The 26,304-nt window shown below is 74.2% G+C and carries 19 protein-coding genes, 3 tRNA genes and 1 pseudogene; 10 read left to right on the plus strand and 13 right to left on the minus strand.

From position 1 onward, the window contains the following. Positions 1-26 precede the first annotated feature (26 nt). Together SCK26_RS19150 and SCK26_RS19155 are read right to left on the minus strand one after the other, a co-directional pair. Positions 27-755: a YcnI family protein gene (locus SCK26_RS19150; RefSeq protein WP_318202525.1), complete on the minus strand. Its 729-nt coding sequence runs from the start codon at positions 753-755 to the stop codon at positions 27-29. Positions 756-929: 174 nt separating this feature from the next. Continuing rightward, complete coding sequence (locus SCK26_RS19155; RefSeq protein WP_318202526.1) at positions 930-1,772, minus strand: hypothetical protein; 843 nt, start codon at positions 1,770-1,772, stop codon at positions 930-932. 206 nt (positions 1,773-1,978) lie between these two features. On the opposite strand from SCK26_RS19155, the gene SCK26_RS19160 reads away from it, so the two are divergent. Beyond that, positions 1,979-2,422, plus strand: a complete 444-nt coding sequence (locus SCK26_RS19160; RefSeq protein ID WP_318202527.1) for an ATP-binding protein — start codon at positions 1,979-1,981, stop codon at positions 2,420-2,422. Positions 2,423-2,480: 58 nt separating this feature from the next. Here the strand turns inward: SCK26_RS19160 and SCK26_RS19165 are convergent, their stop codons facing one another. Then, the gene (locus SCK26_RS19165) at positions 2,481-3,965 is read right to left on the minus strand and encodes an aminopeptidase P family protein (RefSeq protein WP_318202528.1); all 1,485 of its coding nucleotides are present in this window, start codon (positions 3,963-3,965) and stop codon (positions 2,481-2,483) included. A gap of 161 nt (positions 3,966-4,126) precedes the next feature. Continuing rightward, positions 4,127-5,644, minus strand: a complete 1,518-nt coding sequence (locus SCK26_RS19170) for a PP2C family protein-serine/threonine phosphatase (RefSeq protein WP_318202529.1) — start codon at positions 5,642-5,644, stop codon at positions 4,127-4,129. A gap of 492 nt (positions 5,645-6,136) precedes the next feature. On the opposite strand from SCK26_RS19170, the gene SCK26_RS19175 reads away from it, so the two are divergent. Then, complete coding sequence (locus SCK26_RS19175) at positions 6,137-6,802, plus strand: bifunctional DNA primase/polymerase (protein ID WP_318202530.1); 666 nt, start codon at positions 6,137-6,139, stop codon at positions 6,800-6,802. Between the two features lie 55 nt (positions 6,803-6,857). Continuing rightward, positions 6,858-7,433 carry a hypothetical protein gene (locus tag SCK26_RS19180; RefSeq protein ID WP_318202531.1) on the plus strand — a complete coding sequence of 192 codons (576 nt, stop codon included), beginning with the start codon at positions 6,858-6,860 and terminating at the stop codon, positions 7,431-7,433. A gap of 289 nt (positions 7,434-7,722) precedes the next feature. On the opposite strand, the gene SCK26_RS19185 is transcribed toward SCK26_RS19180, so the two are convergent. The 3 genes and pseudogenes from SCK26_RS19185 to SCK26_RS19195 all read right to left on the minus strand — a co-directional run bounded on the left by SCK26_RS19185 (position 7,723) and on the right by SCK26_RS19195 (position 10,703). Continuing rightward, complete coding sequence (locus SCK26_RS19185) at positions 7,723-8,685, minus strand: DUF5926 family protein (protein ID WP_318202532.1); 963 nt, start codon at positions 8,683-8,685, stop codon at positions 7,723-7,725. 483 nt (positions 8,686-9,168) lie between these two features. Beyond that, a pseudogene (locus SCK26_RS19190) lies at positions 9,169-9,783 on the minus strand (ATP-binding protein); the annotation flags it as partial. 92 nt (positions 9,784-9,875) lie between these two features. Continuing rightward, entirely contained in the window at positions 9,876-10,703 is an 828-nt protein-coding gene (locus SCK26_RS19195; protein WP_318202533.1) for a glycerophosphodiester phosphodiesterase, read from the minus strand. Between the two features lie 256 nt (positions 10,704-10,959). On the opposite strand from SCK26_RS19195, the gene SCK26_RS19200 reads away from it, so the two are divergent. Continuing rightward, complete coding sequence (locus SCK26_RS19200) at positions 10,960-12,444, plus strand: S1C family serine protease (RefSeq protein WP_318202534.1); 1,485 nt, start codon at positions 10,960-10,962, stop codon at positions 12,442-12,444. Positions 12,445-12,512: 68 nt separating this feature from the next. Next, a tRNA-Ser gene (locus SCK26_RS19205) sits at positions 12,513-12,599 on the plus strand. 253 nt (positions 12,600-12,852) lie between these two features. Here SCK26_RS19205 and SCK26_RS19210 read toward each other — a convergent pair. After that, entirely contained in the window at positions 12,853-13,095 is a 243-nt protein-coding gene (locus SCK26_RS19210; RefSeq protein ID WP_318202535.1) for a hypothetical protein, read from the minus strand. Between the two features lie 102 nt (positions 13,096-13,197). Beyond that, positions 13,198-14,073, minus strand: coding sequence for a bifunctional DNA primase/polymerase (locus SCK26_RS19215; RefSeq protein ID WP_318202536.1), 876 nt, complete (start codon positions 14,071-14,073; stop codon positions 13,198-13,200). Positions 14,074-14,708: 635 nt separating this feature from the next. On the opposite strand from SCK26_RS19215, the gene SCK26_RS19220 reads away from it, so the two are divergent. Beyond that, entirely contained in the window at positions 14,709-15,266 is a 558-nt protein-coding gene (locus tag SCK26_RS19220) for a SigE family RNA polymerase sigma factor (protein ID WP_318202537.1), read from the plus strand. 198 nt (positions 15,267-15,464) lie between these two features. Further along, a complete protein-coding gene (locus SCK26_RS19225) occupies positions 15,465-17,108 on the plus strand; it encodes a long-chain fatty acid--CoA ligase (RefSeq protein ID WP_318206047.1) in 1,644 nt (547 codons plus the stop codon). 81 nt (positions 17,109-17,189) lie between these two features. Here the strand turns inward: SCK26_RS19225 and SCK26_RS19230 are convergent, their stop codons facing one another. Further along, positions 17,190-18,401, minus strand: a complete 1,212-nt coding sequence (locus SCK26_RS19230) for an MFS transporter (protein ID WP_318202538.1) — start codon at positions 18,399-18,401, stop codon at positions 17,190-17,192. Positions 18,402-18,535: 134 nt separating this feature from the next. On the opposite strand from SCK26_RS19230, the gene SCK26_RS19235 reads away from it, so the two are divergent. Continuing rightward, positions 18,536-19,117 carry a TetR family transcriptional regulator gene (locus tag SCK26_RS19235; protein WP_318202539.1) on the plus strand — a complete coding sequence of 194 codons (582 nt, stop codon included), beginning with the start codon at positions 18,536-18,538 and terminating at the stop codon, positions 19,115-19,117. A gap of 125 nt (positions 19,118-19,242) precedes the next feature. On the opposite strand, the gene SCK26_RS19240 is transcribed toward SCK26_RS19235, so the two are convergent. After that, positions 19,243-24,105, minus strand: coding sequence for a PAS domain-containing protein (locus SCK26_RS19240; protein ID WP_318202540.1), 4,863 nt, complete (start codon positions 24,103-24,105; stop codon positions 19,243-19,245). A gap of 261 nt (positions 24,106-24,366) precedes the next feature. Beyond that, positions 24,367-24,837, minus strand: a complete 471-nt coding sequence (locus SCK26_RS19245) for an SSI family serine proteinase inhibitor (protein WP_318202541.1) — start codon at positions 24,835-24,837, stop codon at positions 24,367-24,369. Between the two features lie 165 nt (positions 24,838-25,002). On the opposite strand from SCK26_RS19245, the gene SCK26_RS19250 reads away from it, so the two are divergent. Together SCK26_RS19250 and SCK26_RS19255 are read left to right on the plus strand one after the other, a co-directional pair. After that, positions 25,003-25,093: transfer RNA gene (locus SCK26_RS19250), tRNA-Ser, on the plus strand. 194 nt (positions 25,094-25,287) lie between these two features. Continuing rightward, positions 25,288-25,360 (plus strand) — tRNA-Arg (locus SCK26_RS19255). Between the two features lie 106 nt (positions 25,361-25,466). Here SCK26_RS19255 and SCK26_RS19260 read toward each other — a convergent pair. Continuing rightward, entirely contained in the window at positions 25,467-26,303 is an 837-nt protein-coding gene (locus tag SCK26_RS19260; RefSeq protein WP_318202542.1) for a protein kinase, read from the minus strand. Position 26,304: the final 1 nt, after the last annotated feature.

Genomic DNA, 26,304 nt, shown 5'->3' on the forward strand with positions numbered 1-26,304 from the left:
ACCCGGCGCGCGCTGTGGAAGGAGGGTCAGGCGGCGGTGCGGCGGCGGCCGGCGAAGATGCCGTAGGCCACGCCCGCGACGCCGACGACGATGCCGGCCACGCCGAGCACCCGCGCGGTGGTGTCGGTGCCGTCACCGGAGTCCGCGGCGGCCGTCTTCTCGGTCCCGGCGTCCTTGCCGGCCGTGTTCGCCGCGCTCGCCGCGCCGTGCTCGTCGTCGGCGGCGGCGGCCAGCTTCAGCACCGGCGCGGGGTTGTCCGGCTCGTCCTGGCCCTCCTGCGGGATCTCGATCCAGCGCACCACTTCCTTGTCGGAGTAGGTCTGGAGGGCCTTGAATACCAGTTGGTCGGCGTTCTCGGGCAGGGCGCCCAGGGACACCGGGAACTTCTGGAAGAAGCCGGGCTCGATGCCCTTGCCGTCGGCGGTCCAGGTGACCTTGCTGACGGCCTCGTCGATCTTCTCGCCGTGCATGGTCAGCGGCTTGTCCAGCTTGGACTTGGTGACGGCGACCTTCCAGCCGGGCACCGGCTGCGGCATCACCGAGGCGATCGGGTGGTCGGCCGGCAGGCTGATCTCGACCTTGGTGGTCGAGGCGTCGTCGCGCTCGTTCGGGACCTTGACGTCCACGACCGCGTAGCCGCCCTTGGCCGCAGTGCCCTCCGGCTGCACGGTGACATGCGCGAACGCGGGGACGGACAGGGCGAGGACGGCGGAGCCGGCGACGACGGTCGCGGCGGCGATACGAGAAGCCTTCATGGCAGGGAGTACTCCACTCCGGGTGAGATTGCGTGGTGATCGGGAGTACGCGCGCGGGCGGCCGTGCCACTCGTGACGGCGGCGACCGGATGTGCGCACGCGCGCGTGCCGCACGACGGCGGCGCCTCCCGGCCGGCTCTCTTGCGTCCGGGCTGGAGTGGTCGTCGCGTCGTGTCAGGCGGCGAGGAGGAAGGCGGCGGCGGGCGGGCCGCGCCGGATCACCGTGTGCTGGAGTACGGCGGTGTGCGGGGCCGGGGTCTCGTCCCGGCCGGGGCGACGGCCGCGCGGGCCGGGCGCGGTGTCGGGAAGCAGTCCGGCGCACAGGGCGCGCACCAGCGCGAGCGCGGCGCGCAGGGACCGTACGAGCGCGGTCTCCGCGACGCCGTGCGCCGACAGCTCCATCAGCCGCAGCACGGCCAGGTCCCCGCGGCGCAGCAGCCAGCCGGCGGCCACGGCGGCGAGCACATGGCCGAGCAGCATCGGCAGCGAGGGGAGCAGCCCGGCGGAGGCGCCCGCGGCGTCGTGCACGTGTTCCATGCTGCCCGGGGACGCCGTGGGCCGGCCCGAACGGTCGATCAGCCGGGCGTCGAGCAGCAGCCGGTAGGCGTGGCCCGGGGTGAGGGACGACGGGGTCGATCCGCACACGAGCCGGGTGGCCTGCTCCACCAGCGCGCGGTCGCTCAGCGCCGCGCCCGTGGACCCGGCCGCGGGCATCGTCCCGCCGGCGGCCGCCGCGGCCCCGTGCTGGCCCAGCCCGAACAGCGTGTGCAGCACGGTCTGGCCGAGGGCGAGCAGTGCGGCGATGCCCGGCAGCGAGCGGGCCCGCCCGGCGAGCGGCACCACGAACAGCAGGCAGCCGAGAAAGCCCGCGCCGAGCGTCCACAGCGGCACGCCCGCGCAGGAGGCCAGGGTGTGCCCGGCCGCGGCCAGCGCGACACAGGCCGCGGCGAACACCGCGGCCCGCAGGATCCGGAGCCCGGCTCCGGGACGCGCCGTGCGCGGGTGGGGGGCAGTCATGGCGGGCCCATCATCCCACTGGCCGCACCCGCGGCATACGGCAGGTCGGCCGCGCCGTCCCCGTTCACCGGTTCGACCTGCCCATACACCGATTCCGGCCGCGGCGCATCGGCCGAATGGGCTCGTTCACGTCAATGGAGTGCTTACGGCCACCCGCCGGTGGCAATACGTAACGGTATGTCGAGCCGCGGCCAGGAGGCTGGAGCATGAGCATCTGGTGGTCACTCCAACTGCGGCGCGAGGCTGCGAGCGTTCCGCTCGCGCGACGGCTGCTCATCGGAACGATGGAGACGGCGGGTGTGGACCCCGATATCTCCTACGACCTGTCGGTGGCCCTGTCCGAGGCCTGCGCGAACGCCGTCGAGCACGGCGGTGACACCGCGCCCGGCGCCTCGCAGGCATACCAGGTGACGGCGTACCTCGACGGGGAGAGGTGCCGTATCGAGGTGGCCGACTCCGGGCCCGGTCTGCCCCGCGCCCAGGACTTCCGGCCCGCCCGTCCGGACGCCGAGCACGGGCGCGGCCTGTGGCTGATCCAGGAGCTGGCCGATCACGTGCACGTCGGGGCGAAGCCCGGCCGGAGCGGGACGGTGGTCAGCTTCGACAAGATCCTCAAGTGGACGAAGGACCCCTCGCTGCTCACCGCGTGAGCTGCGAGGGGTCCTTCGTCCGAGAACCAGCGGATCAGCGGATCGGCTGAAGGGCTGATCAGCCCTTCAGCGCGGCCATCCACGCCTCGACCTCGTCGGAGCGGCGCGGCAGCCCCGCGGAGAGGTTCCGGTTGCCGTCCTCGGTCACGAGGATGTCGTCCTCGATCCGGACGCCGATCCCCCGGTACTCCTCCGGCACGGTCAGGTCGTCGGCCTGGAAGTACAGACCGGGTTCGACGGTGAGCACCATGCCCGGCTCCAGGGTGCCGTCCACGTAGGTCTCGGTCCGCGCGGCGGCGCAGTCGTGGACGTCCATGCCGAGCATGTGCCCGGTGCCGTGCAGGGTCCAGCGGCGCTGCAGGCCCAGCTCCAGGACGCGCTCGACCGGGCCCTCGACCAGGCCCCACTCGACGAGCCGCTCGGCCAGCACGCGCTGGGCGGCGTCGTGGAAGTCGCGGTACTTTGCGCCCGGCTTGACGGCCGCGATCCCGGCCTCCTGGGCGTCGTACACGGCGTCGTAGATCTTCTTCTGGAGCTCGCTGTACGTGCCGTTGACGGGCAGCGTGCGCGTGACGTCGGCGGTGTACAGGCTGTGCGTCTCCACACCGGCGTCCAGCAGGAGCAGGTCGCCGGAGCGGACCGGGCCGTCGTTGCGGACCCAGTGCAGGGTGCAGGCGTGCGGGCCGGCCGCGCAGATGGAGCCGTAGCCGACGTCGTTGCCCTCCACGCGCGCGCGGAGGAAGAAGGTGCCCTCGATGTAGCGCTCGGAGGTCGCCTCGGCCTTGTCGAGGACCTTCACGACGTCCTCGAAGCCGCGCACGGTGGAGTCGACGGCCTTCTGCAGCTCGCCGATCTCGAACTCGTCCTTCACCAGGCGCATCTCGGAGAGGAAGACGCGCAGTTCCTCGTCGCGCTCGGCGGTGACCTTGTCGGTCAGGGCCGCCTCGATGCCGGCGTCGTGGCCGCGCACCACGCGGACCGGGCCGGTGGCCTCGCGGAGCTTGTCGGCCAGCTCGCGCACATCGGCGGCCGGGATGCCGTAGAGGGCCTCGGACTCGGTGAGGGAGTGGCGGCGGCCGACCCACAGCTCGCCCTGGCCGGAGAGCCAGAACTCGCCGTTCTCGCGGTCGGAGCGCGGCAGCAGGTAGATGGTGGCTTCGTGGCCGTCGCCCTCGGGCTCCAGCACCAGGACGCCGTCCTCGGTCTGGTTGCCGGTGAGGTACGCGTACTCGACGGAGGCGCGGAAGGGGTACTCGGTGTCGTTCGAGCGGGTCTTGAGGTTGCCCGCCGGGACGACCAGGCGCTCGCCCGGGAAGCGGGCGGAGAGCGCGGCGCGGCGGCGCGCGGTGTGCGCGGCCTGCTCGACGGGCTCCAGGTCACGCAGCTCCGTGTCGGCCCAGCCGGACTTCATGTTTTCGGCCAGCTCGTCGGAGACGCCCGGGTACAGGCCGTTCTTCCGCTGCTTGACCGGCTCCTCGGCCTCGGTCTCCGGGCCCTCCGCGGTAGCGGAGTCGGGCACAGCCGGGTTGAGCTCGTCGGACACGTGATCCTCCTCGATACGCCAGTGATCTCCCCCGGGGCCCGTGCGCTCCTGCTTGTGGCCGAGCGGGGCCTCCATCATCGTACGGTCGTACCGGGAGCGGGCGGGGTCGGATGACCTGTTATGCCCGGTCATACCGGCCGGCCGGGCCGCCGCCGGGCCGGTCAGTCGAAGCGGGCCGCCAGCAGCACCACGTCCTCCTCGCTGTCGGCCGCGTCCAGGCCGTCCGGCAGGACCGTGCGCAGGACGTGGTCGGCTACGGCGCCCGGGTCGTGCCGCAGCGCGCGCGGGACGCCCGCGGCGGCGGCGTGCAGCCGGGCGAAGGCGCGGTCGGCCGGGTCGCCGGTGCGGTGCAGCAGTCCGTCGGTGTAGAGCAGGACCGTCTCCCCGGGCTCCGTCTGCACCTCGGTGCTCGGCGCCTCCCAGCAGGCGAGCATGCCGAGCGGCGCGGAGACGGAGGTCTCGGCGTACTCGGTGCGCCGCTCGCCGGTCAGCAGCGGCGGGCTGTGCCCTGCGCCGGCCAGGGTGATCCGGCGCAGGGCGGGCTCGCAGTAGGCGAACAGGGCGGTGGCCGAGCGGGCGGGCTCGGTCAGCCGCAGCAGCAGCTCCAGGTCGGACAGGACGGCGACCGGGTCCTCGCCCTCCATCACGGCGTACGCGCGCAAGGAGGCGCGCAGCCGGCCCATGGCGGCCACCGCGCCGGGCCCGGAGCCGGTGACCGAGCCGACGGACAGGCCGAGCGCGGCGTCCGGCAGCGGCAGGGCGTCGTACCAGTCGCCGCCGCCGCGCGCGCTCGTGCGGTGCCGCGCGGCGAGCTGGACGCCGGGCACCCGGGGCAGCCGGGAGGGCAGCAGTTCACCGGTGAGGGTCGCCACGCACGCGCGCGTGCGTTCCACCTCCAGCAGCCGGGCCAGGTGCTCGGTGGCGTGCCGGACGTACAGCCCGGCGAGGTGGCGGCGGCGATCGTGCGGCTCGGCCGGCTCGTCGTAGAGCCAGACGGCGGCGCCGAGGCGGCCGGCGGACTCGGTGGCGAGCGGCAGGGCGTAGCTGGCGGCGTAGCCGAGGCGGACGGCCACCTCGCGGTGGCGCGGGTCGAGGCCGTCCTCGGCGAGCAGGTCGGGGTGGGCGATCTCGGCGGTGCCGCCGGTGTCGTACGGCAGTGAGCCGCGCGGCACGGTCTCGAGGTGGCCGAGGTCGGCGCGGCCCAGGCCGAGGCCGAGGCTGGTGCGGGGGCCGAGGCCGTCGGCGGGCTCGAAGGCGACCAGGCCGCGGCGGGCGCCGACCAGGGCGGCTCCGGCGCGCAGCAGTTCGTGCAGGGCGACTTCGAGCGCGCTGGTGCGGGAGAGCCGCTCGGTGAGTTCGTGGAGGGTCGTCAGATCGGAGACCCAGCCGGCCAGCCGGTCCTGGAGCAGGGTGCCGGGGGCGGGCGGGTGGGGGGCGGGGACGGTGGCGGCGCCCGGGACGCAGGAGGCGCCGGAGACGGGAGGGACGGGCGTCGCAGTGTGGGCTGGCGTGGGCACTGTGGGGTCGATTCCGGCCACTTTCGGAGGGTGCGGGGCGTTCATGGCGTCCGGCTTCCAGACCGGTGCGTATTGCAGGGAAGCATCGCAAACCCCCATGTCATTCTGCGCCGCTAGCAGTGCCTCCACATGTACACGCACTCGTGAGGGGATGTCCAGCATTGTCCTGCGGGGATTCCTGGTGTCCACGAGACGCGAGAGGGTTTGCCCGAACCCCTTGCGTTACCGGCAAGTTGGCTGAAAACTGCCTTAGGTATCGGCCCATTGCGGTCGACTGACCCTGCTCGACGGAGCGTCACACCGGTCGTGATGGGTACGTACTCGGAGAAGGCCAGGGGTGGTTGGGGGCCACCCGGAACCTGGCGACGGACCCGGGCGTCATAGCCACCGACGGCCGAGCCCCATCCTCCCGTGGCGGAGGCGGAGAGAAACACGCGCGACGGCAAAACGCCAGACTTCGCCACCCGCACGCCGCGGACGTGCTTTTGATAGACGCACTGCGGACGCGGACACGGCCCACGCCCGACCCCTGGGGTACCCATGCCGTGCGCGGGGGTGTGATGCGCCAACAGGTACGCACAGTGAAGTGATCGACACATGGTGTGATGTAGCCCACGGTGTTGCCAGCGGTGCAACGGAAAGGAACGAGCGCTCATGCGCGAGATCCTCAAAAGGCGACGCAGGCTCCTGTCCAGGCGGAACGGCGGGCGGCCCGAGCTGATCGGCGCGGCCCTGACCTTCGCGACCGAGTGGCAGTGGCCGGTACTCCCCGGTGTGGCGCCGGACCCGCAAGGCCGGGCCCGCTGCGCCTGCCCCGACCCGGAGTGCACGGTGCCCGGTGCGCACCCCTTCGACCCGGGGCTGCTCGCGGCCACCACCGACGCGCGCATGGTGCGCTGGTGGTGGACCAACCGGCCGGACGCTCCGATCATCCTGGCCACCGGGGACCGGGCGCCCTGCGCGGTCAGCCTGCCGGCCCTCGCCGCCTCCCGCGCCCTCGCCCTGCTCGACCGGCGCGGCATGCGGCTCGGCCCGGTGATCGCCTCGCCCACCCGCTGGTCGCTGCTGGTGAAGCCGTACTCCATGGAGCAACTCGGCGAACTGCTCTACGCCAAGGACTTCGTCCCCGGCTCCCTGCGCTTCCACGGCACGGGCGGCTATATCGCCCTGCCGCCGTCCGAGACCGGCCAGGGCGCCGTCCGCTGGGAGCGCGCCCCGCTGCCCGGCTCGGCCGCGCCCTGGGTGCCCGACGTGGAGGCCGTGGTGGACGCCGTGGTCGACGCCCTCACTCGTACGGGTGTGAGCGCGCCGGAGTTGTAGGGGTGTCGGGCGCGGCCGGGGCGGGCGGGGCCCGCCCTGTCGTTATCGTCCGGACATGCTGCGTCTTTCCGGCGGTCGCCGGGCCGCACGGCCGCGCCACGGCGGGCCGGGCCCGCGCAGGCTGCGTCTGCTCGCCCTCGGGACCGTCGCGGCGGCCGTGGCCGCGCTGCCGCTGACGGTGGCCTCCGCGGGACAGGTGGGCGAGGCCGGCCGGACCGTCGTACCGGCCGCTTCCCGGGCCGACGCCAAGACCGGCGGGCACGGCGCCCGCCGCTCCCCCTTCCTGCTCGGCATCGGGCTCGCCACCGCCGCCCGCTGCGGCCCGGCCCTCACCTCGCCGGACGGCATCGAGGCCCAGACCTGTGTGCTGACCCAGGGCGAGGACACCTGGGCGCGCACCTACTACCGCAACACCACCGGCGGACCGCTGGACGCGCTGCTGAGCCTGATGGGACCGGATGGCCGGACCGTCCAGACGCACTGCGCCACCGGCACCGACGACGAGCCCGCCACCTGCGAGACGCCGCGCGAGCGCGTCCGGGGCGCGCCGGGCGCCTACACGGCCGTCACCGAGTTCGCCGCGCACGGACCGGACGGGGCCCTGCTGCTCCGCTCGGGCAGCAACTCCTGACGGCTCCCGGGCGGTTGACGCTCCTTCGCGCCGCGTGCGCCGGCATGGGCACGGACGCGGGGCGGCCCTGGAAAAGGGCATGGAAAGGCCCGGTTGCTGGCGACGGGGGATGCACCAGCAACCGGGCTACAGGAACGGTAACAAGAGATCGGCGGTTCGCAAATTCGGTCTTGCCGATTCGGACACCGATTTTCCTGGAGAAGGGCCGAGTTGTGACGCGAGTCACCCTTCGCGCGGTCCCGTGGCGCGGTCGCCCGGCCGGCCGGCCGGGCTCCTCGCGTACGACGCGTCAGCTGAGCGTGACCTGCCGGTTGGTCAGTCCGCCGCGGGCCCGGCGCTCCTCCGGAGTGAGCGGTTCCGTGGCCGCGAGGGCGGCGGCGAGGCGCTCGGCGAACTCGGCGGCCGGCTGCTCCACGTCCTTGGCCGAGATGCCGCTCGGCAGGTCCCAGACCGGAACGGTGAGGCCGTGAGCACGGAAGGAGCCCACGAGCCGGGTGCCCTCGCCGAGGCTGGAGCGGCCGGCCGCGTGCAGCCGCGCGAGAGCGTCCAGAAGCTGCTCCTCCGGGTGCGGCATGACCCAGCGCAGGTGGTTCTTCTCCGGGGTCTCGCACCAGTACGCGGCCTGCACGGCGGACAGCCGCACGGTCGGGATCGCCGCGGCGTTGGCCCGCTCCAGGGAGGCGGCCACCTCCGGGCTCGCGTTCTCCGCGTCCGGCACCCAGAACTCGAAGCCGCTGTGCACGACCGGCTGGAAAGCGCCCTCCGGGTCGAGCAGGTCCTGCAACCGCGGGCCCTCGGCGGGGGCGCGGCGGCCCTGCACCGGGGTGCCCGGCTCGGCCTCCAGGGCGCGCAGCAGCGTGTCGGCGAGGTCGCGGCTGATGTCGCCGGACGCCGTGTCGTTCTGCAGGCCCAGCAGGACCGAACCGTCGTCCCGGCGCAGCGCGGGCCAGGCCATCGGCAGCACCGTGGCCAGCGTGACCGACGGGACGCCGTCGGGCAGGCCGTCCCGCAGGGTCAGTTCCGCGGTCGCGGCCGGGACCAGCTCGCGCAGCGCGACCCAGTCGCACTCGCCGGGCAGTCCCTCGAACGGGCGCTGCACCAGCTCGGTCACGGCGTGCGCGGCGGCCCGGCCGTGGCAGGCCTTGTAGCGCCGGCCGCTGCCGCAGGGGCAGGGCTCGCGGGCGCCGACAACCGGGATCTCCCCGTCGATCGGCTGCGGCTTGGCCTTCGTCTGGGGGCGCTTCTTGGCCATGGTGGGTGTCTCCCGGTTACGGCTCTTCTCGTACGTCGGGAGCCTAGCCGCTTCGGCCGTGACCGACGGGAACCTGTGGACAACGCACGGGCGCTCGACGGCTGGTGGCGGTAACGGAATCCGGTCCGCCGGTGTCCGGTGCGCCGGTGCCCGGCGTCGCGCGCGGGTGGCGGCCCGTCGCGCCGGCCGGCCGCCGCCGGCCCCGCGGGGTCAGTCCAAGTCCTCGAAGGCGTCCGTGAAGTCCAGACCGGACAGGTCCGGCAGCGCCAGGCCCGGGGTGGTCAGGCCGGACAGGGGCACGTCCGTCGTGGTGATGCCCGTGAGCGTCGCGTCCGATATCGCTGTCAGCGGCAGGTCCGGCAAACTCTCGTCCGCCGGCGACAACCGAGGCAGCGGCACCTCGCCGGCCACCGCACCCGTCAGTGCCGTCTCCGGGGCCGTCGCCACGGCCGGCAGCGCCAGATCGGCGAGCGGTGCCTCCCGGGCCAGGTCCGCGAGCGGTGCCTCCCGGGCCACGGGCCGGGTGACGCGCGTAGCGAACGGGTCGCGGGGGCAGCCGGCATCGGGATCGTGGACGTCGCCGTGGACCACCACCCAGACCGTCACCTCGCCCTCGACGTCGTCCCGGACGCCCCAGTCGTCGGCGAGGGCCGTGATGATGTTCAGCCCGCGCCCGCCGTGCGCGGTCACCGACGGTGTCGCCGGTGCCGGGCGGGTCGGGCCGCCGCCGTCCGTGACCTCCACGAGCAGCCGTCCGCGCGCGTCGACCCGCCACGCGGCGCGTACGTCGCCGTCCCCGGCCGGCGCGTCCCCGAGGGGCCGCCCGTGCCGGCAGGCATTGCTCAGCAGTTCCGAAAGGATCAGTACGGCGTCGTCGATGACCGACTCCGCCACGCCCCCGCTGCGCAGCTGCGCCCGCATCCGGTGCCGCGCCTTCCCCACGCCCGCAGGGCCATGGGGTACGGCCATGCTCGACGACGTGGGCACTTCCTGTGCCACCACCAACGCCACCCCCGAGACCTCCTTCGCCCCACGCCACGGTGTGGATGCCCTTTTGGTCTGCGCCGGAAACCGGCCAGTCCTCTTCCGGTGACGCACTCGACACAGACGGACACCGAGCGAACGCGCCGGTGCACTCCCCGTGACGGCGTCTTCCCGCTCGTGTCCGGCGGGGGCCTCCGGTCGGCGGCTCAGCGGCCGAGACGGCGCAGCACCGCGCGCGGACGGTTGGTGATGATGGCGTCGACGCCCAGGTCGAGGCAGAGGTCGACGTCCTCGGGCTCGTTCACGGTCCACACGTGGACCTGGTGGCCGGACTGCCGCAGTCGCTCCACATAGGCGGGGTGGTTGCGCACGATGCGGAGCGAGGGCCCGGCGATGCGCACGCCCGCGGGGAGCCGGCCGTCGCGCAGCCGGGGCGAGACGAACTGCATCAGGTAGACCGTCGGCAGGGTCGGCGCCGCGGTGCGCACGCGGTGCAGCGAACGGGCCGAGAAGCTCATGATCCGGACCGGCGACTCGGCGGCGGAGGCCGGCACTGCCAGGCCGAAACGGTTCAGCAGGGCCAGCAGCCGCTCCTCGACCTGGCCCGCCCAGCGCGTGGGGTGCTTGGTCTCGATGGCCAGCTCCACCCGCCGCCCGGCGTCCGCGACGAGTTCCAGCAGTCTCTCCAGGGTGAGGACGGAGGTCTCCTCGCGGTCCTCCGGCCGGTGCTCCCAGTCGGGCTCCTCGTCCCGTCCGTGCCAGGCCTCGCGCGTCTTCCAGGAACCGAAGTCGAGCGCGGCCAGGTCGGCCAGTTCCAGCGCGGAGACCGCGCCGCGGCCGTTGGAGGTACGGTTCACCCGCCGGTCGTGGACGCAGACCAGATGTCCGTCCGCGGTCAGCCGTACGTCGCACTCCAGGGCGTCGGCGCCGTCCTCGATCGCCTTCCGGTAGGCGGCGAGGGTGTGCTCGGGGGCGTCTTCGGAGGCGCCGCGGTGGGCGACGACCTGGATGGAGCGCTGGGGTGCGTGGGTCACCGCGTCATGGTGCCACCGTCACCGGGTAGCCGTGGCGGGGTGGGTGCGACTCCCCGGCGAACGGCGGCTTCGCCGCGGACAGGCGAGGACCTCCTGGTCGCTTATATAACTTTTACGGTAAATGCCGTTAAAGATCCTATATAAAGAGGACCGCCGGACGCACAGGCACCGCTTATGGTGCTCTGACGGCTCGTGGGAAAAGCTGACGCAAGACAGTGCGACCGACGACAACAGGCGTGGACCGAGGAGAAGAGCTGTGAGCACCGAGAACGAGGGCAACGCGGTACCCCCGGCGCCGTCCGCACCTCCCGTGCCGGTGGCCTCTCCCGACGCTTCCCCGCAGGGCCCCGGGCCCGAGGGGAGCGCCCCGACGGCACCGCTTCCGCCCGTGCCCCCGGAGAACCCGGCGGCCCCGCCCGCGGCCCCCGCGTCCGGCCCGGCCCCCGACGGCTCCTGGCCGCCTCCGCCCCCGGCCACCCCGTCCTACGGCGACCCGGGGCCCTACGGCGCCGGCCCGTCCCACGGCGGCGGCCCCTCCTACGGCGCCGGCCCGTCCTATGGCGGCGACGCGGGCGGTCAGGGCACCGGCTGGGGCGCCACCTGGCAGCAGCCCGCGCCCAAGCCGCGCGGTCGCGGCGGCCTGGTGGCGGCGGTCCTGGTGGCCGCGCTGGTCGCGGGCGGCCTAGGCGGCGGCCTCGGCTACACCCTGGCCAAGGACCGTGACGACCACGGCTCCACCACGATCTCCGCCTCCGACGGCGCCACGCAGGTCAAGCGCGCACCGGGGACGATCGCGGGCGTGGCCTCCAGGGCGCTGCCCAGCACGGTGACGATCCAGGCCGAGAGCAGCGACGGCGAGGGCGGCACGGGCACCGGGTTCGTCTTCGACACCCAGGGGCACATCGTCACCAACAACCACGTGGTCGCGGAGGCGGTGGACGGCGGCCGGCTCACGGCCACCTTCGCGAGCGGGAAGAAGTACGACGCCGAGGTCGTCGGCCACGCGCAGGGCTACGACGTGGCGGTCATCAAGCTCAAGAACGCCCCTTCCGACCTCAAGCCGCTCGCCCTCGGCGACTCCGACAAGGTGGCCGTCGGCGACGAGACCATCGCCATCGGCGCCCCCTTCGGACTGTCGAACACGGTGACGACCGGCATCATCAGCGCCAAGAACCGCCCGGTGGCCTCCAGCGACGGCAGCTCCACCAGCAAGGCGTCCTACATGAGCGCCCTGCAGACCGACGCGTCCATCAACCCGGGCAACTCCGGCGGCCCGCTGCTGGACGCTTCCGGTGCGGTCATCGGCATCAACTCCGCGATCCAGTCCACGGGCAGCGGCGGCTTCGGCTCCGCGCAGTCCGGCTCGATCGGCCTGGGCTTCGCCATCCCGATCAACCAGGCGAAGTACGTCGCCCAGCAGCTGATCAAGACCGGCAAGCCGGTGTACGCCAAGATCGGCGCCTCCGTCTCCCTGGAGGAGTCCTCCGACGGCGCGAAGATCACCGAGCAGGGCACGAGCGGCGCCGCCGCGGTCGAGTCCGGCGGCCCGGCGGACAAGGCCGGCCTCAAGCCCGGGGACGTCATCACCAAGCTCGACGACCACGTGATCGACAGCGGCCCCACGCTGATCGGCGAGATCTGGACCCACAAGCCGGGCGACAAGGTGACGATCACCTACAAGCGGGGCGGCCAGGAGCACACGGTGGACCTGACGCTGGGCACCCGGCAGGGCGACAGCTGACGGGGCCGGCCCGCCACGGCCGGAGGGCCGGTAATCTGTACCCGCGCCGTCGATCTCCGTCGGCGCGGGGAGGTGTGCCCGAGCGGCCGAAGGGAACGGTCTTGAAAACCGTCGTGGCAGCGATGTCACCGTGGGTTCAAATCCCACCGCCTCCGCAGAGGTTGTAGATGTACAGGTGAGAAGGGGTGCTCCTTGATGGGGGCACCCCTTCTGCGTGGGCCGCGTCCGGTGGGTCCGGGTCGGCTCCGGGGGCCGGGGCGGGTACCAGAGCTTGCGGGCGGTGCCGGTGCCGATGGTGAAGACGTGCGGATCTCCTCGTCCGACGGCTGGCGGGCCGTGGCGGGCCGCGGCGGGGTGTCTCTCCCGGGAGGCGCCCCTGCCTCGCTGTCCGGTCCCGCCGTCCGTCGGTTACTCCACGGCCGGGTCCTCCTGGGCCTGTCGTACCGCGCGGCGTACCGCCTGCTCGACCTCGTGCGGGTCGGTGCCCGTCGCCTCGGCGCGCGTCGTGATCGCCTCGTGCACCGCGTCCGAGGCCGTGCAGAAGCGGCGCTGCTGCTCGGCGTACGCCTCGCCGGTGAGGCCCGCCAGGCGCGCGCGTTCCTCTTCGGCGGTGCGTTCCAGCCTGATCAGTTCATCCGGTATGTCCGTCACGTTCGGATCGTAAGAGGCTTCGCGCCACCGCGCCTGCCCAGCGGTCCCCAGGCCCTGCCCGGCGGTCCGGAGCCGCCGGCCCGGCGGTCCGCGGCCCCCCGTTCAACGCTCCCGGTGCGTGGTCATCCGGGCCGCCGACGCGATCGTCGCGCGGGCCTCGCGCTCCGGCAGGCCGGTCGTGCAGGCCGCCTCGGTCAGGGCGTCCGCCAAGGCGGGGCCGATGCCGCTCTCGTAGGCACGGCAGGCCGCCCAGAAGAGGCGGGTGTTGCGCTGGCCCTCGTGTGCGGAGAGGACGAAGTGGACCAGGCCGTGGCCCTGGTCGCCCGGGGTGGACGGTGCCGGGTGGCGGGGCCGGGGCGGAGGCGCCAGGAGGCGGAGCAGGGCCGGCGGGCAGGGGGCCGGAGGCAGGTGGGCGGTGCCGGGCGCGGTGGTGTAGACGCCGTGGTCGGTGCGGGAGCCGGGGCCCACCAGATAACCGCCGGCGCCCCGGATGTCGATGCCGGGGGCGAGCCGGCCGGCCGAGTTCGGGACGACGGTGTCCGGCGGTCCGGTCAGCCACAGGTGGCGGCCACCGCTCGGAGTGAGCACGACGACCGTTTCCGGGATCGTGAACAGGTGGCGCAGGGCCAGTTCGCGCAGGGCGGCCGGGGCGTCCGTGCCGGTCTTGGTGTCCAGGTCGACGCCGATCAGGTGGTACGGCGGCAGCCCGCAGGCGATGCCGTAGCCGGTGGCCCGGGGTGCGGCGGCGAACAGGGCGCGGATGTGTCCGGGGTCGGTGGAGGCGTCGTACACACCGTGGCCGAAGCGGCCGCAGGCGCCGTGGCAGGGCGGTCCCTCGGGTGCCGGCTCGTCGCGGTGGGGGGAGCGCAGGGCCGGGAGCTTCGTCCGGGACAGGGGGATGACGGCCAGGCCGCGCTCGGCGGCGGACAGGGCGTGCGCGAGGGCCAGGGTGGTGGCCTGCCGGTCGGGGGTGGCCATGACTCTATCGTCGTACGTGTGTTCGAAAATGGGAAGGGCGGGGTGGTGGTCGCGCGTCTGGTTCGGGAGTGGGTGGAGCGGAAAGGTGCCGATGGGGGTTTATCGACCTTTCATCACGCTTGCGTGGGAATCATGGGCCTCGGTGCGGTTCGCCGGAGTCCCGGTGGGCAGCAGACCACTCTCACCGCAGTAGGGGGTGAGCCTCGGCTGAGGTCCTTCGTGGGGAGGGGTCTCAGGGGGTGTGCTTCAGGGTCGAGACGCATGTGCGCGGCGGTGCTCCGGCGCCGCCGCGCGGTGTCCCTGGAGGTCTTGACGGTTCCGAATGAACGAATGATGCGCAGGAGGGGATGACCGGCTTCTGCCGGGACGACCCGGCACGGCGGCCGCGGGGCGCGGCCGTGAGCCAGGTGCTCGCGGCCTTGCGGACCCTGGTGACGGCCGGTGCCGGGGTGCCGGCATCAGGGCTGGTCCCGACGGCGGACGGGTGAGTCCTCAGGGTCGTACCCGCAGACGGGACGGACCCGTGGTCCACCTTCAGGAGGTGGAGCCAGCCCCACCCCTACAACCTGAGGGGGACTCGCCTTCAGGACCTGCGGCCGATACCCGGCGGGGGAGGCCGCTCCTAGCGTGGAGGCATGACCACACCCGTCTGCACCAGCGCCTCGGCCGCCGCCGCACCCGGGCGGCAGACTCCCCTCTACCCGACGTTCGCGGCGTACGTGCGGGCCCGTCAGCCGGTGCTGCTGCGCACCGCCCGCTCGCTGACGGCGAACCCGACCGACGCCGAGGACCTGCTGCAGACGGCCCTGGCCAAGACCTATGTGGCCTGGGAGCGGATCGAGGACCAGCGCGCGCTGGACGGCTATGTGCGCCGGGCGCTGCTGAACACCCGGACCTCCCAGTGGCGCAAGCGCCGGGTGGACGAGTTCACCTGCGACGAGCTGCCCGAGCCCGAGCGCCTGCCGTGCGGCGACGACCCGGCCGAGCGGCAGGCGCTGCGCGACGCGATGTGGCGGGCCGTCCTGCGGCTGCCGGCCCGCCAGCGGGCGATGGTCGTCCTGCGGTACTACGAGGACCTGAGCGAGGCCCAGACCGCCGAGGTGCTCGGGGTGTCGGTCGGCACGGTGAAGTCGGCGGTCTCCCGGGCGCTGGGCAAACTGCGCGAGGACCCCGAACTGGCGCCGGCCCGCTAGGGCCTGTCTGACAATTCGCGTCGTCGCCCGAAGCGCGGCAGACGGGAATTGCCAGACAGGCCCTGGGGCGCCGACGCCCGCGGTGACCTGAGCGTGACACGCCTCCTAGTGACATACCGCGTGGTATGTGCGCAGAATCAGCGCAACCTCTACCACCGCGTAGGCAATGTCGCCCGGGAGGACTCCGTGCTGAGCACCATGCAGGACGTACCGCTGCTGATCTCCAGGATCCTGACCCACGGGTCCACGGTCCACGGATCGTCGCGGGTGACCACCTGGACCGGGGAGTCCGAGCCGCACCGGCGCACCTTCGCCGAGGTCGGGGCGCGCGCCGCCCGGCTGGCGCACGCCCTGCGCGACGAGCTGGGCGTGCGGGACGACGACCGGGTGGCCACGCTCATGTGGAACAACGCCGAGCACGTCGAGGCGTACTTCGCCGTGCCGTCCATGGGCGCGGTGCTGCACACGCTCAACCTGCGGCTGCCCGCCGAGCAGCTGGTGTGGATCGTCAGCCACGCGGCCGACAAGGTCGTCCTCGTCAACGGTTCGCTGATCCCGCTGCTCGCACCGCTGCTGCCGCAGCTGCCGACGGTCGAGCACATCGTCGTCTCCGGCCCCGGCGACCGTGCCCCGCTGGCGGGAGCCGGCGCCCGGGTGCACGAGTACGAGGAGCTGATCGTCGGCCGGCCCGACCACTACGACTGGCCCGAGCTGGACGAACGCCGGGCCGCCGCCATGTGCTACACCTCCGGCACGACCGGCGACCCCAAGGGCGTGGTCTACAGCCACCGTTCGGTCTACCTGCACTCCATGCAGGTCAACATGACGCAGTCGATGGGCCTGACGGACCGGGACACCTCGCTGGTGGTCGTCCCGCAGTTCCACGTGAACGCGTGGGGGCTGCCGCACGCCACCTTCATGACCGGCGTGAACATGCTGATGCCGGACCGCTTCCTCCAGCCGGCCCCGCTCGCCGAGATGATCGAGTCGGAGCGGCCCACCCACGCGGCGGCCGTCCCGACCATCTGGCAGGGCCTGCTCGGCGAACTCACCGCGCGCCCGAGGGACGTCTCCTCCCTCGGCCAGGTCACCATCGGCGGCGCCGCCTGTCCGCCGTCCCTGATGACGGCCTTCGACGAGCTGGGCATGCGGGTCTGCCACGCCTGGGGCATGACGGAGACCTCCCCGCTGGGCACGGTGGCCCGTCCGCCGGCCCATGCGGCCGGCACCGACGAGGAGTTCCGCTACCGCGTCACCCAGGGCCGCTTCCCGGCCGGTGTCGAAGCCCGCCTCACCGGCCCCGGCGGCACCCGCCTGCCCTGGGACGGCGAGTCGGCCGGCGAGCTGGAGGTGCGCGGCCCCTGGATCGCGGGCGCCTACTACAACGGCCCCGACGCCGACCCCCTGCGCCCCGGCGACAAGTTCAGCGCGGACGGCTGGCTGAAGACGGGCGACGTCGGCACCATCTCCGCCGACGGCTACCTCACCCTCACCGACCGCGCCAAGGACGTCATCAAGTCCGGCGGCGAGTGGATCTCCTCGGTGGAGCTGGAGAACGCCCTGATGGCCCACCCGGACGTCGCCGAGGCCGCCGTGGTCGCCGTACCCGACGACAAGTGGGGCGAGCGCCCGCTGGCCACGGTCGTCCTGCGGCCCGGCGCGAGCGCCGACTTCCAGGCCCTGCGCACCTTCCTCGCGGAGGAGGGCCGGATCGCCCGGTGGCAGCTGCCGGAGCGCTGGACCACCGTGCCGGTGGTGCCGAAGACGAGTGTGGGCAAGTTCGACAAGAAGGTGCTGCGCCGGCAGTACGCGGACGGGGAACTGGAGGTCACCCGCCTGTGACGGCGGTACGGACCCGCCGGCCGTGACGAGGGCCGGGGCCGGTACCCCCGCCCGTGGCGGGCCCCGGTCCCGGCCCCGGTGTCACCGGCGGCCGGTCCGCAGCGTCGCCGCCCAGCCCAGCGCCAGCCACACGCCCGCCACCGCGCACACCCCGGTCCAGCCCCAGTGCCCGAAGGCGGGGCCCGCGGCGGCCGAGGCGAGCGCACCGCCGGCGAAGCCCGAGACGACGTAGGCCGTGTTGGCGGTCGCCGGAGTGGTGGTCGTGGTCAGCGCCACGGTCTGGTTGGCCACGTGGGAGGCGACCAGGGCCGCGTGGATCGCGATCGCGGCGGCGAACAGCGCCGGCAGCACGTGCCCGCCGAGCCAGAACAACGGTACGGCGACGGCGGCCAGCACGAACGCGGTGCCGACGACCCGCGCGGCACCGAACCGGTCCACCAGGCCGCCCGCCAGCGGCGCCACCGCGCTGGCGGTCAGCCCGAAGAGGCCGAAGAGCCCGGCGGTCGCGGTGGACAGGCCGTACGCCGGCCCGGTCAGCAGCAGGGCCAGCGAGGTCCACAGGGCGCTCCAGGCGCCGAACATCCCCGCCTGCCGGATGCAGGCGCGCCGCAGCTCGGACGACTGGCGCAGCAGCCCCGGCAGCTCGGCTATGCCGGAGAACAGCCCGCCCTGCCGCGCCCGCCGCTCGGCCGGCAGGGCCAGGGCGGTGGCCAGACCGAGCGCGAGGGTGAGGACGGCGGACCCGGCGAACACCCAGCGCCAGCCGAGGCCCTGCCCGGCGAGACCGCCGAGCACGCGGGCCGCGACGATGCCGGTGAACAGACCGGCGATGACGGCGGCGACGTGCCGGGCGCGCCGGTCGGCCGGGGCACGCGCGGCCACCAGCGGGACCAGCAGCTGGGGCACGACCGTCGCCGCCGAGGCGACGAAGACGGCGGCGGCGAGGGCCGCGGTGCCCGGCGCCGCCGCCGCGCCGGCCAGCGCGACCGTGGTGGCGACGGAGAGCCAGGCGACGAGCGAGCGGCGGTTGACGCGGTCGCCGAGCGGCGCGAAGAAGAGCAGGCCGGCCGCGTAGCCGAGCTGGGCCACCGAGGCGATCCAGGCCACGGCCGAGGCGGTGGTGCCGAAGTCGCGGGCGATGAGCGGGAGCAGCGGGGCCGCGAGGTAGATGTTGGCGGCCGTGACGGCGGTGCAGACGGCGATGAGCAGGAGGAAGAGGGTGCCGGAGGCCGACCGCTCGCGGGCGGGGACCCGGACGGGCGGTGTCTGGCGGGTGGTGGTGGCTGACGGCATGAGCGGAGGTTCTCCTTAGAGCCGACTCACACAACTAACTGGTTGGTTGCAAGGCTCCAACAGCGTGCCCCGGCCCGCGCATTCCCGTCAACCAAATAGTTGGTTACCGCTTCCCTGACGCCTACCCTGTCCCCATGGCAACAGTGAGGGACCCCGAGGCCACCAAGGCCCGCATCTTCGAGGCGGCGGTCGCCGAGTTCTCCCGGCACGGCATCGCGGGCGCCCGCATCGACCGCATCGCCGCCGCGGCCAAGGCCAACAAGCAGCTGATCTACGCCTACTTCGGCAACAAGGCAGAGCTGTTCACCCAGGTCCTCGGCCGGTGCATGGTCGACCTGGCGTCGTCTGTGCCCGTCGACCCCGACGACATCGACGGCTGGGTGGACCGCCTCCTCGACTACCACGCCGCCCATCCCGAACTGCTGCGCCTGCTCTTCTGGGAGGGCATCGAGTACGGCAGCGCGGACCTGCCCGACGAGGCGGCCCGCCAGGACCACTACGCCCGCAAGGTCGCCGCGATCCGCGACGGCCAGGACCGGGGCGTCATCACGGACGTCATCCCGGCCGGCGACCTGCTCATCCTGCTGATCTCGCTGACGAACTGGATCTCCGCGGTCCCGCAGATGCGGCGCATCCTCGCGGGCTCGCGGGACGACGACCGCGACCGCCTGCGGGCCTCCATCAAGGAGGCGGCCCGCAGGCTGGTGGCACGCTAGTCCGGCGCCGGGCCGGTGTCCGGCTGCGGTCGTCCGTCGTCCGGCTGCCGGCGTCCTGCGGTCGTCCGTCGCCCGGTGGCCGGCCGGGGCCGGTCCGGTGTTCGGCCGTGGCCGGCCGGTGGCGCCTAGTTGGTGCCGATCCGGGCCAGCAGGTCGACGATCCGGCTCTGCACCTCCGTGCTGGTGGACCGCTCGGCGAGGAAGAGCACCGTCTCGCCCGAGGCCAGCCGGGGCAGGTCGGCCTGGTCGACGGCGGCGGTGTAGACGACCAGCGGGGTGCGGTTGAGCTGCCCGTTCGCGCGCAGCCAGTCCACGATCCCGGCCCGCCGGCGGTGCACCTGCATCAGGTCCATCACCACCAGGTTCGGCCGGAACTGCGCCGCCAGCGTCACCGCGTCGTTGTCGCTCGCGGCCCGCGCCACCTGCATGCCCCGCCGCTCCAGCGTCGAGGTCAGCGCCAGCGCGATCTCCGCGTGCTCCTCGATGAGCAGCACCCGCGGCGGATGCTGCTCGCTGTCCCGGGGAGCCAGCGCCTTCAGCAGGACGGCGGGATCGGCGCCGTACGCCGCCTCGCGCGACGCCTGGCCGAGCCCGGCCGTGACCAGCACCGGCACCTCCGCCGCCACCGCGGCCTGGCGCAGCGACTGCAGCGCCGTACGGGTGATGGGCCCGGTCAGCGGGTCCACGAACAGCGCGGCGGGGAAGGCCGCGATCTGCGCGTCGACCTCCTCGCGCGAGTGCACGATCACCGGACGGTAGCCGCGGTCGCTGAGCGCCTGCTGGGTCGTCACGTCCGGCGCGGGCCAGACCAGCAGCCGGCGCGGGTTGTCCAGCGGCTCCGGAGGCAGCTCGTCGTCCAGCGGCTGCGGGCGCGGGGTGTCCGCCACCTCCACGGCCCCGCCGGGGCCGTCCAGCGGCTCCGGTCCCTCGGCCGCGTCGGGCTCCGGGGCGCCGATGGCGTACGACCGCCCGGCTCCTTCGGTGCCCGGGGCCGGCCGTCCCGGCAGGGGCGGCTGGCCGGCCGGCGCGGGCTGCGGTGCCGGCGGCCGGCCGCCGGGGGCCGGGTGCGCGGACAGCGCCTCGGGCGCCGGGTGCGGCCGGGCACCCTGGTCCGGCCTGGGCTCCTGGCGGGCGGCCGGGTCCGGAGGCGTGCCGAGCTTGCGCCGGCGGCCGGAACCGCCGGGCGCGTGCGGCGGCGGGGTCGCCGTCGGCTGCTGCGCCTGCGCGGCCTGCCGGGCGAACGGCACGCCCTGCCCGAGCGTCCGCACGGAGATCGCCCGCCCCTGCGTCGAGTCCGGGTCGACCGGACCGCCGCCCACGGATTCGGCGGGCAACGGCTGCGCGGCGCGCGGCGGCTGACCGGGAGGAGGAGGCGTGGACGTGGTGGGTACGGCGGTCCCGGCGGGCGCCGAGGGTCCGGCGGGGAGAGGGGTGCCCTGAGCCGGTGTGGTCGGCGCCGGGGCGCCGGGAGCCGGGAGCGGGGTTCCCGCGCCCGCGGTGTCACCGGCACCCGGCCACTGCGGCGGGGCGCCGGTCGCGGGGCCGGGCGGCACCGGCACGGGCCGGGCCCCCGGCGCCTGACCGGGTGCGGCCTCGGCGGGCAACGGCAGCGGACCGGGGCCCGCCACCGGAGTACCGGCGGGCGGGGTTCCCGGCTGCGTGGCGGCCGGAGTCCGCGGCGCCCGGGCGGGAGCGGCGCCCGGGGCGGGCGTGCCGTGGGCGGGAGTGGCCTGCGCGGGCGTGCCGTGCGTGGGCGTGCCCTGTGCGGGTACGGGCGCGGCGGGCATCGGGGTGCCGGGTGCGGCGGGGCGGCCCTGGACGGGGATGCCCTGTCCGATCGTGCCTTGCGCGGCCGCGCCCTGCGCCGGAACGCCGGGCACCTGGGCGGCCTGGGCCCCTTGGCCCGGAACCGGCGGTACGGCGGCGGCCCTCTGCGGACCCGGACCGGCAGTGCCCGGCATCGGAGTGGCCCGCGACGGGGTCTGGCCGGGCACGGCGGGCCCCGGCGCCGTCGCCTGGGCGGCCTCCGCGGGCCGGGCCACGGCCCGGCGCCGACGGCCGGTCGGGGCGCGCTGGGGGTGCGGCTGCGGCGGGGTGTGGTCCTCGGACTGGTCGAGCGGTACGGCGTCGTGCCGCCCTTCGAGGCCCGGCAGCCCCTCGGCGGACATCGGCATCTGCGCGGGCACCTGCACCTGACCGGGCAGCGGCCCGGCACCGGGAACGCGCGGCAGGCCGGCCTCGGCGGACCCGGCCCCCGGAGTGACGGGCGTACCGGCGTCCGGAGTCACGGGCGTACCGGCGCTCACGGCGGCGCCCGGGGCCATCGGTACGGCCGTAGGCGCGCCCGGGGCCGGAACAGGTCCACCCGCCGGAACAGGTCCACCCGTCGGAACGGAGCCACTCGCCGGAACAGGACCACTCGTAGGAGCCGTGCCGCTCGCCGGCGCCGGAATCGTCTGGGCCTCCTCGGTCCCGTGAGCCTCAGCGGTCTCAGGGGTCTCCGGAGTCCGGTCGGCCTCGGCCGGCGGCAGGGCGAACACCGTACGCGGGCCGCTCGCCTCCTGCGCCGCGGCACGCTCCGCCGCGGCGGCCAGCGCCCGACGGCGCCGCCCGGTCGGCTGCGCCTCCTCGGCGCCGTCCGCCTGAGCCGGATCCCCCGCCGCGGGCAGGGCGGGCGGCAACGCGGCCTGCGGTGCGTCCACCTCGTGGTGGGCACGCCGGCCCGGGCCCACGGGCACGCCCTGCGGCGGTACGGTGCCGCCCAGCCCCGTACCCGAGGCGGCGGCGCCCGCGCTCTGCTCGGCCGAGGTCACGACGGCACCCTCGGCCACGCCCTTGCTCTCACCGGCACCGGCACCGGCGTCCGTACCGGCGTCGGCACCATCGGCCGGCCGCGCACGGCGCCGACCGGTCCCGCCGGACGCGTTCTCCGCGCCCTCGGCCGCAACCGCCGCGCTCTCCTCGGCGGGCGCGACGGCCCGCCGGCGGCGCCGGCCGGTCGGGGCCGCCGTCCCGAACTCACCGGTGTCGCCGGCACCGGCCAGGTCGCTCTCCAGGAAGGCGTCCGTGGAGGACCGCCGGGCCCGCCGCCGGCCGCCTCCGCCGCTCTGCTCGGCCGCGCCGGCATCGTCCCCGGCGGCCTCGCCGGCGTCCGGCAGCGGCATACCGGCGACGGCCTCCGGCAGCGGAGCCGCGGCAGCGGCGTCCGGCAGCGGGGCACTGGCGACGATCTCCGGCATCGGCGCACCGGCCGAGGCGGCGGCCGGGCCCGGGACCTGCGCGGCGACCGCGCCCGCCCCGCCGCCGAGCGGCACCTCGAGGACGTACGCGCTGCCGCTCATGCCCGGCACCTCGTGCGTCTGGAGCACGCCGCCGTGGGCGCGCACGATCCCGCGCACGACCGGCTCGTGCACCGGGTCTCCGCCGGCGTACGGCCCGCGTACCTCGATCCGCGCGACCTCGCCGCGCTGGGCGGCGGCGATCACGACGGTGTTGTCCAGGTAACCGCCCGCCGCCACCGGCGTGTTGCCGGTGGCGTCGACGCCGGCGACATCCGCCACGAGATGCGCGAGCGCGACGGCGAGCCGCTGGGGGTCGACCTCGGCCTCGATGGGCGGCGCGTGCACGGCGAACTGCACCCGTCCCGGCCCGATCAGCTCCACGGCCCCGTCCACACCGGCGGCGACGACGGCGTCCAGCATCACCTTCGTACGGGTGATGTCCTCGCTGCCCGCGTCCAGCCGCTGGTAGCCGAGGACGTTGTCGATGAGGGTGGTGATCCGGGAGTAGCCGGCGGACAGGTGGTGCAGGACCTGGTTGGCCTCGGGCCACAGCTGGCCGGCGTCGTCGGCCGCCAGCGCGGACAGCTCGCGCCGCAGCTCGTCCAGCGGGCCGCGCAGCGACTGTGCCAGCAGGGTCAGCAGCTGCTCGTGCCGCCCGGAGAGAGCCTCGTACCGGTCCTTCTCCCGCTCGGCGAGCGCCGCGTACCGCTCCTCGTCGGCCGCCAGCTCCTCCGTGTGCTTCTCGCGCAGCTCCCCGATCTCGGTGACGTGCTTCTCGCGCAGCTCCTCGACCTCGGTGACGTGCTGCTGGCGCAGCGCGGTCAGGTCGGATGCGTGCTCCTCGGAGAGCCGCTCCAGCTCCTCGGCGTGCGCCTTCTCCAGCGCGGCCTTCTCCTCCACCAGGGCGTCGTACGGCCGCCGGTCGGCGAAGGTCATCACGGCGCCGACGAGCTGGTCCCCGTCCCGCACCGGCGCGGTGGTCAGATCGACCGGCACCTTCTTGTCGCCCTTGGACCACAGCACCTGCCCGCGCACCCGGTGCTTGCGCCCGGAGCGCAGCGTGTCGGCGAGCGGCGACTCGTCGTACGGGAAGGGCGAGCCGTCGGCGCGCGAGTGCAGCACGAGGGTGTGCAGCTCCTTGCCGCCCAGCTCACCGGCCCGGTATCCCAGTATCTGGGCGGCGGCCGGGTTGACCAGCACGATCCGCCCGTCCGTGTCGGTGCCTACGACACCTTCCGAGGCCGCCCGCAGGATCATCTCGGTCTGCCGCTGCGAGCGGGCCAGCTCCGCCTCGGTGTCGACGGTCCCGGACAGGTCCCGGACCACGATCATCAGCAGCTCGTCGCCGGTGTAGCCGTAACCGTCGTACGCCTGCTGCCCGTTCTCCAGGTTCGCGCTGGTGACCTCGACGGGGAACTCGGTCCCGTCGGTCCGCCGCGCGACCATCCGGGTGGGCTTGGTCCGCCCCCGGGGGTCCATGTGGCTGGGCCGCCGCATCGAGCCGGGGATGAGCCGCGAGTCGAACTGCGGCAGCAGATCGAGCAGCCCGCGGCCCACGAGAGCCGTGCCGGGCGTCTCGAAGGCCTCCAGCGCGATGGTGTTGGCGTTGACGACGGTTCCGTTGGCGTTGACCAGGACCAACGCGTCCGGCAGCGCGTCGAGTATGGCTGCGAGGCGAGCAGCGCCTCGGGATGGCCTGCTGCTCACGAGACGCCTTCCTCCCTGTTACCGCACCTTGCCGACCGCTCGGGCCATCTTGCCAAGGGGCCCGCTACGTGTCACGCGAGGGAGTCTAAGGGCACGGATCGTCCTCGCGGCGCCGGACGACGGCGAGGTCCCACGAGGAAGTGACGGCGAACGCGTGACCGATGCCCCGGCTCCGCGATACCTCCCCGGGTCCTTTACGGAACCGGTGCGTCCGTCGAGCCCGCAGGTCACCCGCGTCGTCCGCCGCCGCTCGGGGCCGGTCTAGGCGGGGTCACCCATCCTCGGCAGGAGGGGCACCATGCGGTCCCAGCGGGCGATCCGGCACCCGTCACCGCGGTCGTACGAGGCGTCGACCGGGCGTCCGGCCCAGGTGCCGGTGATCCGGGCGGTGGCCGGGCCGCCGTAGAGCTGGGTGCAGAGGGCGCCGGGGTCCACCGGCGCGAAGGGGTCCTCGCCCCAGCGCGTGTGCGAGTCGAGCGCCCGGCAGGCGCCGGCGGCGTCCGGGTGCCGGCCGGACTCCGGGTGGCAGCGGACCTGGTACGTCCCGTCCCGCCCGGCGCCGGCGTGCCGGACCACGACGGTGAGGTGATCACCTCCGTCCTCGGGCCGGACCGGCGGCGGCATGGCGCCGGCCGCGGCGGCGGGGACGGCGAGGAGCGGGACGAGGCAGGCGGCGGTGGCCAGGGACGCCAGGAGGCGGCGGTGCCCGGGGGCCGGCAGGAGGGAGACCATGCCCTGTCCAACGCGCCACCGGCCGGGACGTTGCGCCGCGTCACCGGGAAGCCCTTTGCCCTGCGGCCCGACTGCCTAGTACCGTGGGGGACGATTGGTGGCAGGGCACCCGCCTGTGTCATCATCTGCACGCACCACTCGCGCGCTCGCGTGGGAGGTTGTGCTGGAGGCGTCGCCTAGTCCGGTCTATGGCGCCGCACTGCTAATGCGGTTTGGGCCTTAAAGCCCATCGAGGGTTCAAATCCCTCCGCCTCCGCTCCATCCGAAGCCCCGGTCCCCAGGACCGGGGCTTCGGCGTTTCCCTCCACCCGAGCGGCGTCCCGGACGTTTCCGCAGGTCACAAGGGGTGCGGGGATCGGATTTCACATGACGGCGGCAGTCATGTAATGTTCTTCCTGTCGCCGCGAGCGGGCCGAAAGGACCGGGAGCGAAGGCAAAACAAAAGAACAAGCACTCGTAGCTTAACGGATAGAGCATCTGACTACGGATCAGAAGGTTGCAGGTTCGAATCCTGCCGAGTGCACACAGATAAGAGGCCCCGGAGAGATCCGGGGCCTCTTGCGTTTGCGTTGACCACGGACGGCGACAAGCGCGCCCGCCGCCCGTCGGGGAGCGTCGACGCCCGGGATTCAGCTCAGGGCCTTGCCGACCTCGTAGATCGTCGGCCTGTCCTCGGGAGCATGGCTGAGCATGGCCTCGATCAGTTCTCCCAGCTCGCCTTGCACCTTCACGGGTCGGCGCTTGCCGTCGGCCACGGCCCTGCGCTGCACGGGGCGCGGGGCGTCGTCCGGGTAGTCGATCGCCCGCCAACCCGTGGCGGAGATGAGCAGCGCGGCGCCGAGCGCGTAAATGTCGGCCTCCCGCGTGGGCTCTGCCACTCCGGTCGCGAGCACACTGCGCGCGATCTCCGGAGCTTCGTAGTGGACGAGGCAACCGCGGAACGGGAAGTCGTACCCCTCGGGCACGCGACCACCGCGCGCCAGCGCCAGGTCGATCAGGTGTGTGCGATCAGGACCGACGATGAGGTGCGCAGGCTGTACGTCGCCGTGGGCCCACCCTTTCGCGTGCAGTTCGGCCAGGGCTTCCACACAGCCCAGAGCCACACGGGGGTCCGGTTCGATGCGCGACTCCGGATCGCGGCAGGGCTGCCACAGCCGATAGAGGTCCGGCCCCTCGCGCCACGGCTGGAAGTTCCAGGTGCCGCCGTCCCACTCGCCGTACGCGAAGTCGTGGAAGCCGAGGCGGCACAGCACGGCGCCCTCGCGTGCGGGTGCGAGCGCCGTCCAGGGCTGGGCCGGCCAGTCGGCCGTTGCCTCGATGGGGTATCCGACCTTCACGGCGTAGTGGCCGCGATGGCTCTCGACCTCCCAGACCCTGGAGCCCCGGCGATCGAGGACCAGGCGCTGAGCCGTGGGCATGAGTGCGTCGAGCACGACGATCGGCAGTTCGGGGGGTGTCCCGGGCAAA

The sequence above is a fragment of the Streptomyces sp. SCL15-4 genome (genome assembly GCF_033366695.1).
Lineage (GTDB): Bacteria > Actinomycetota > Actinomycetes > Streptomycetales > Streptomycetaceae > Streptomyces.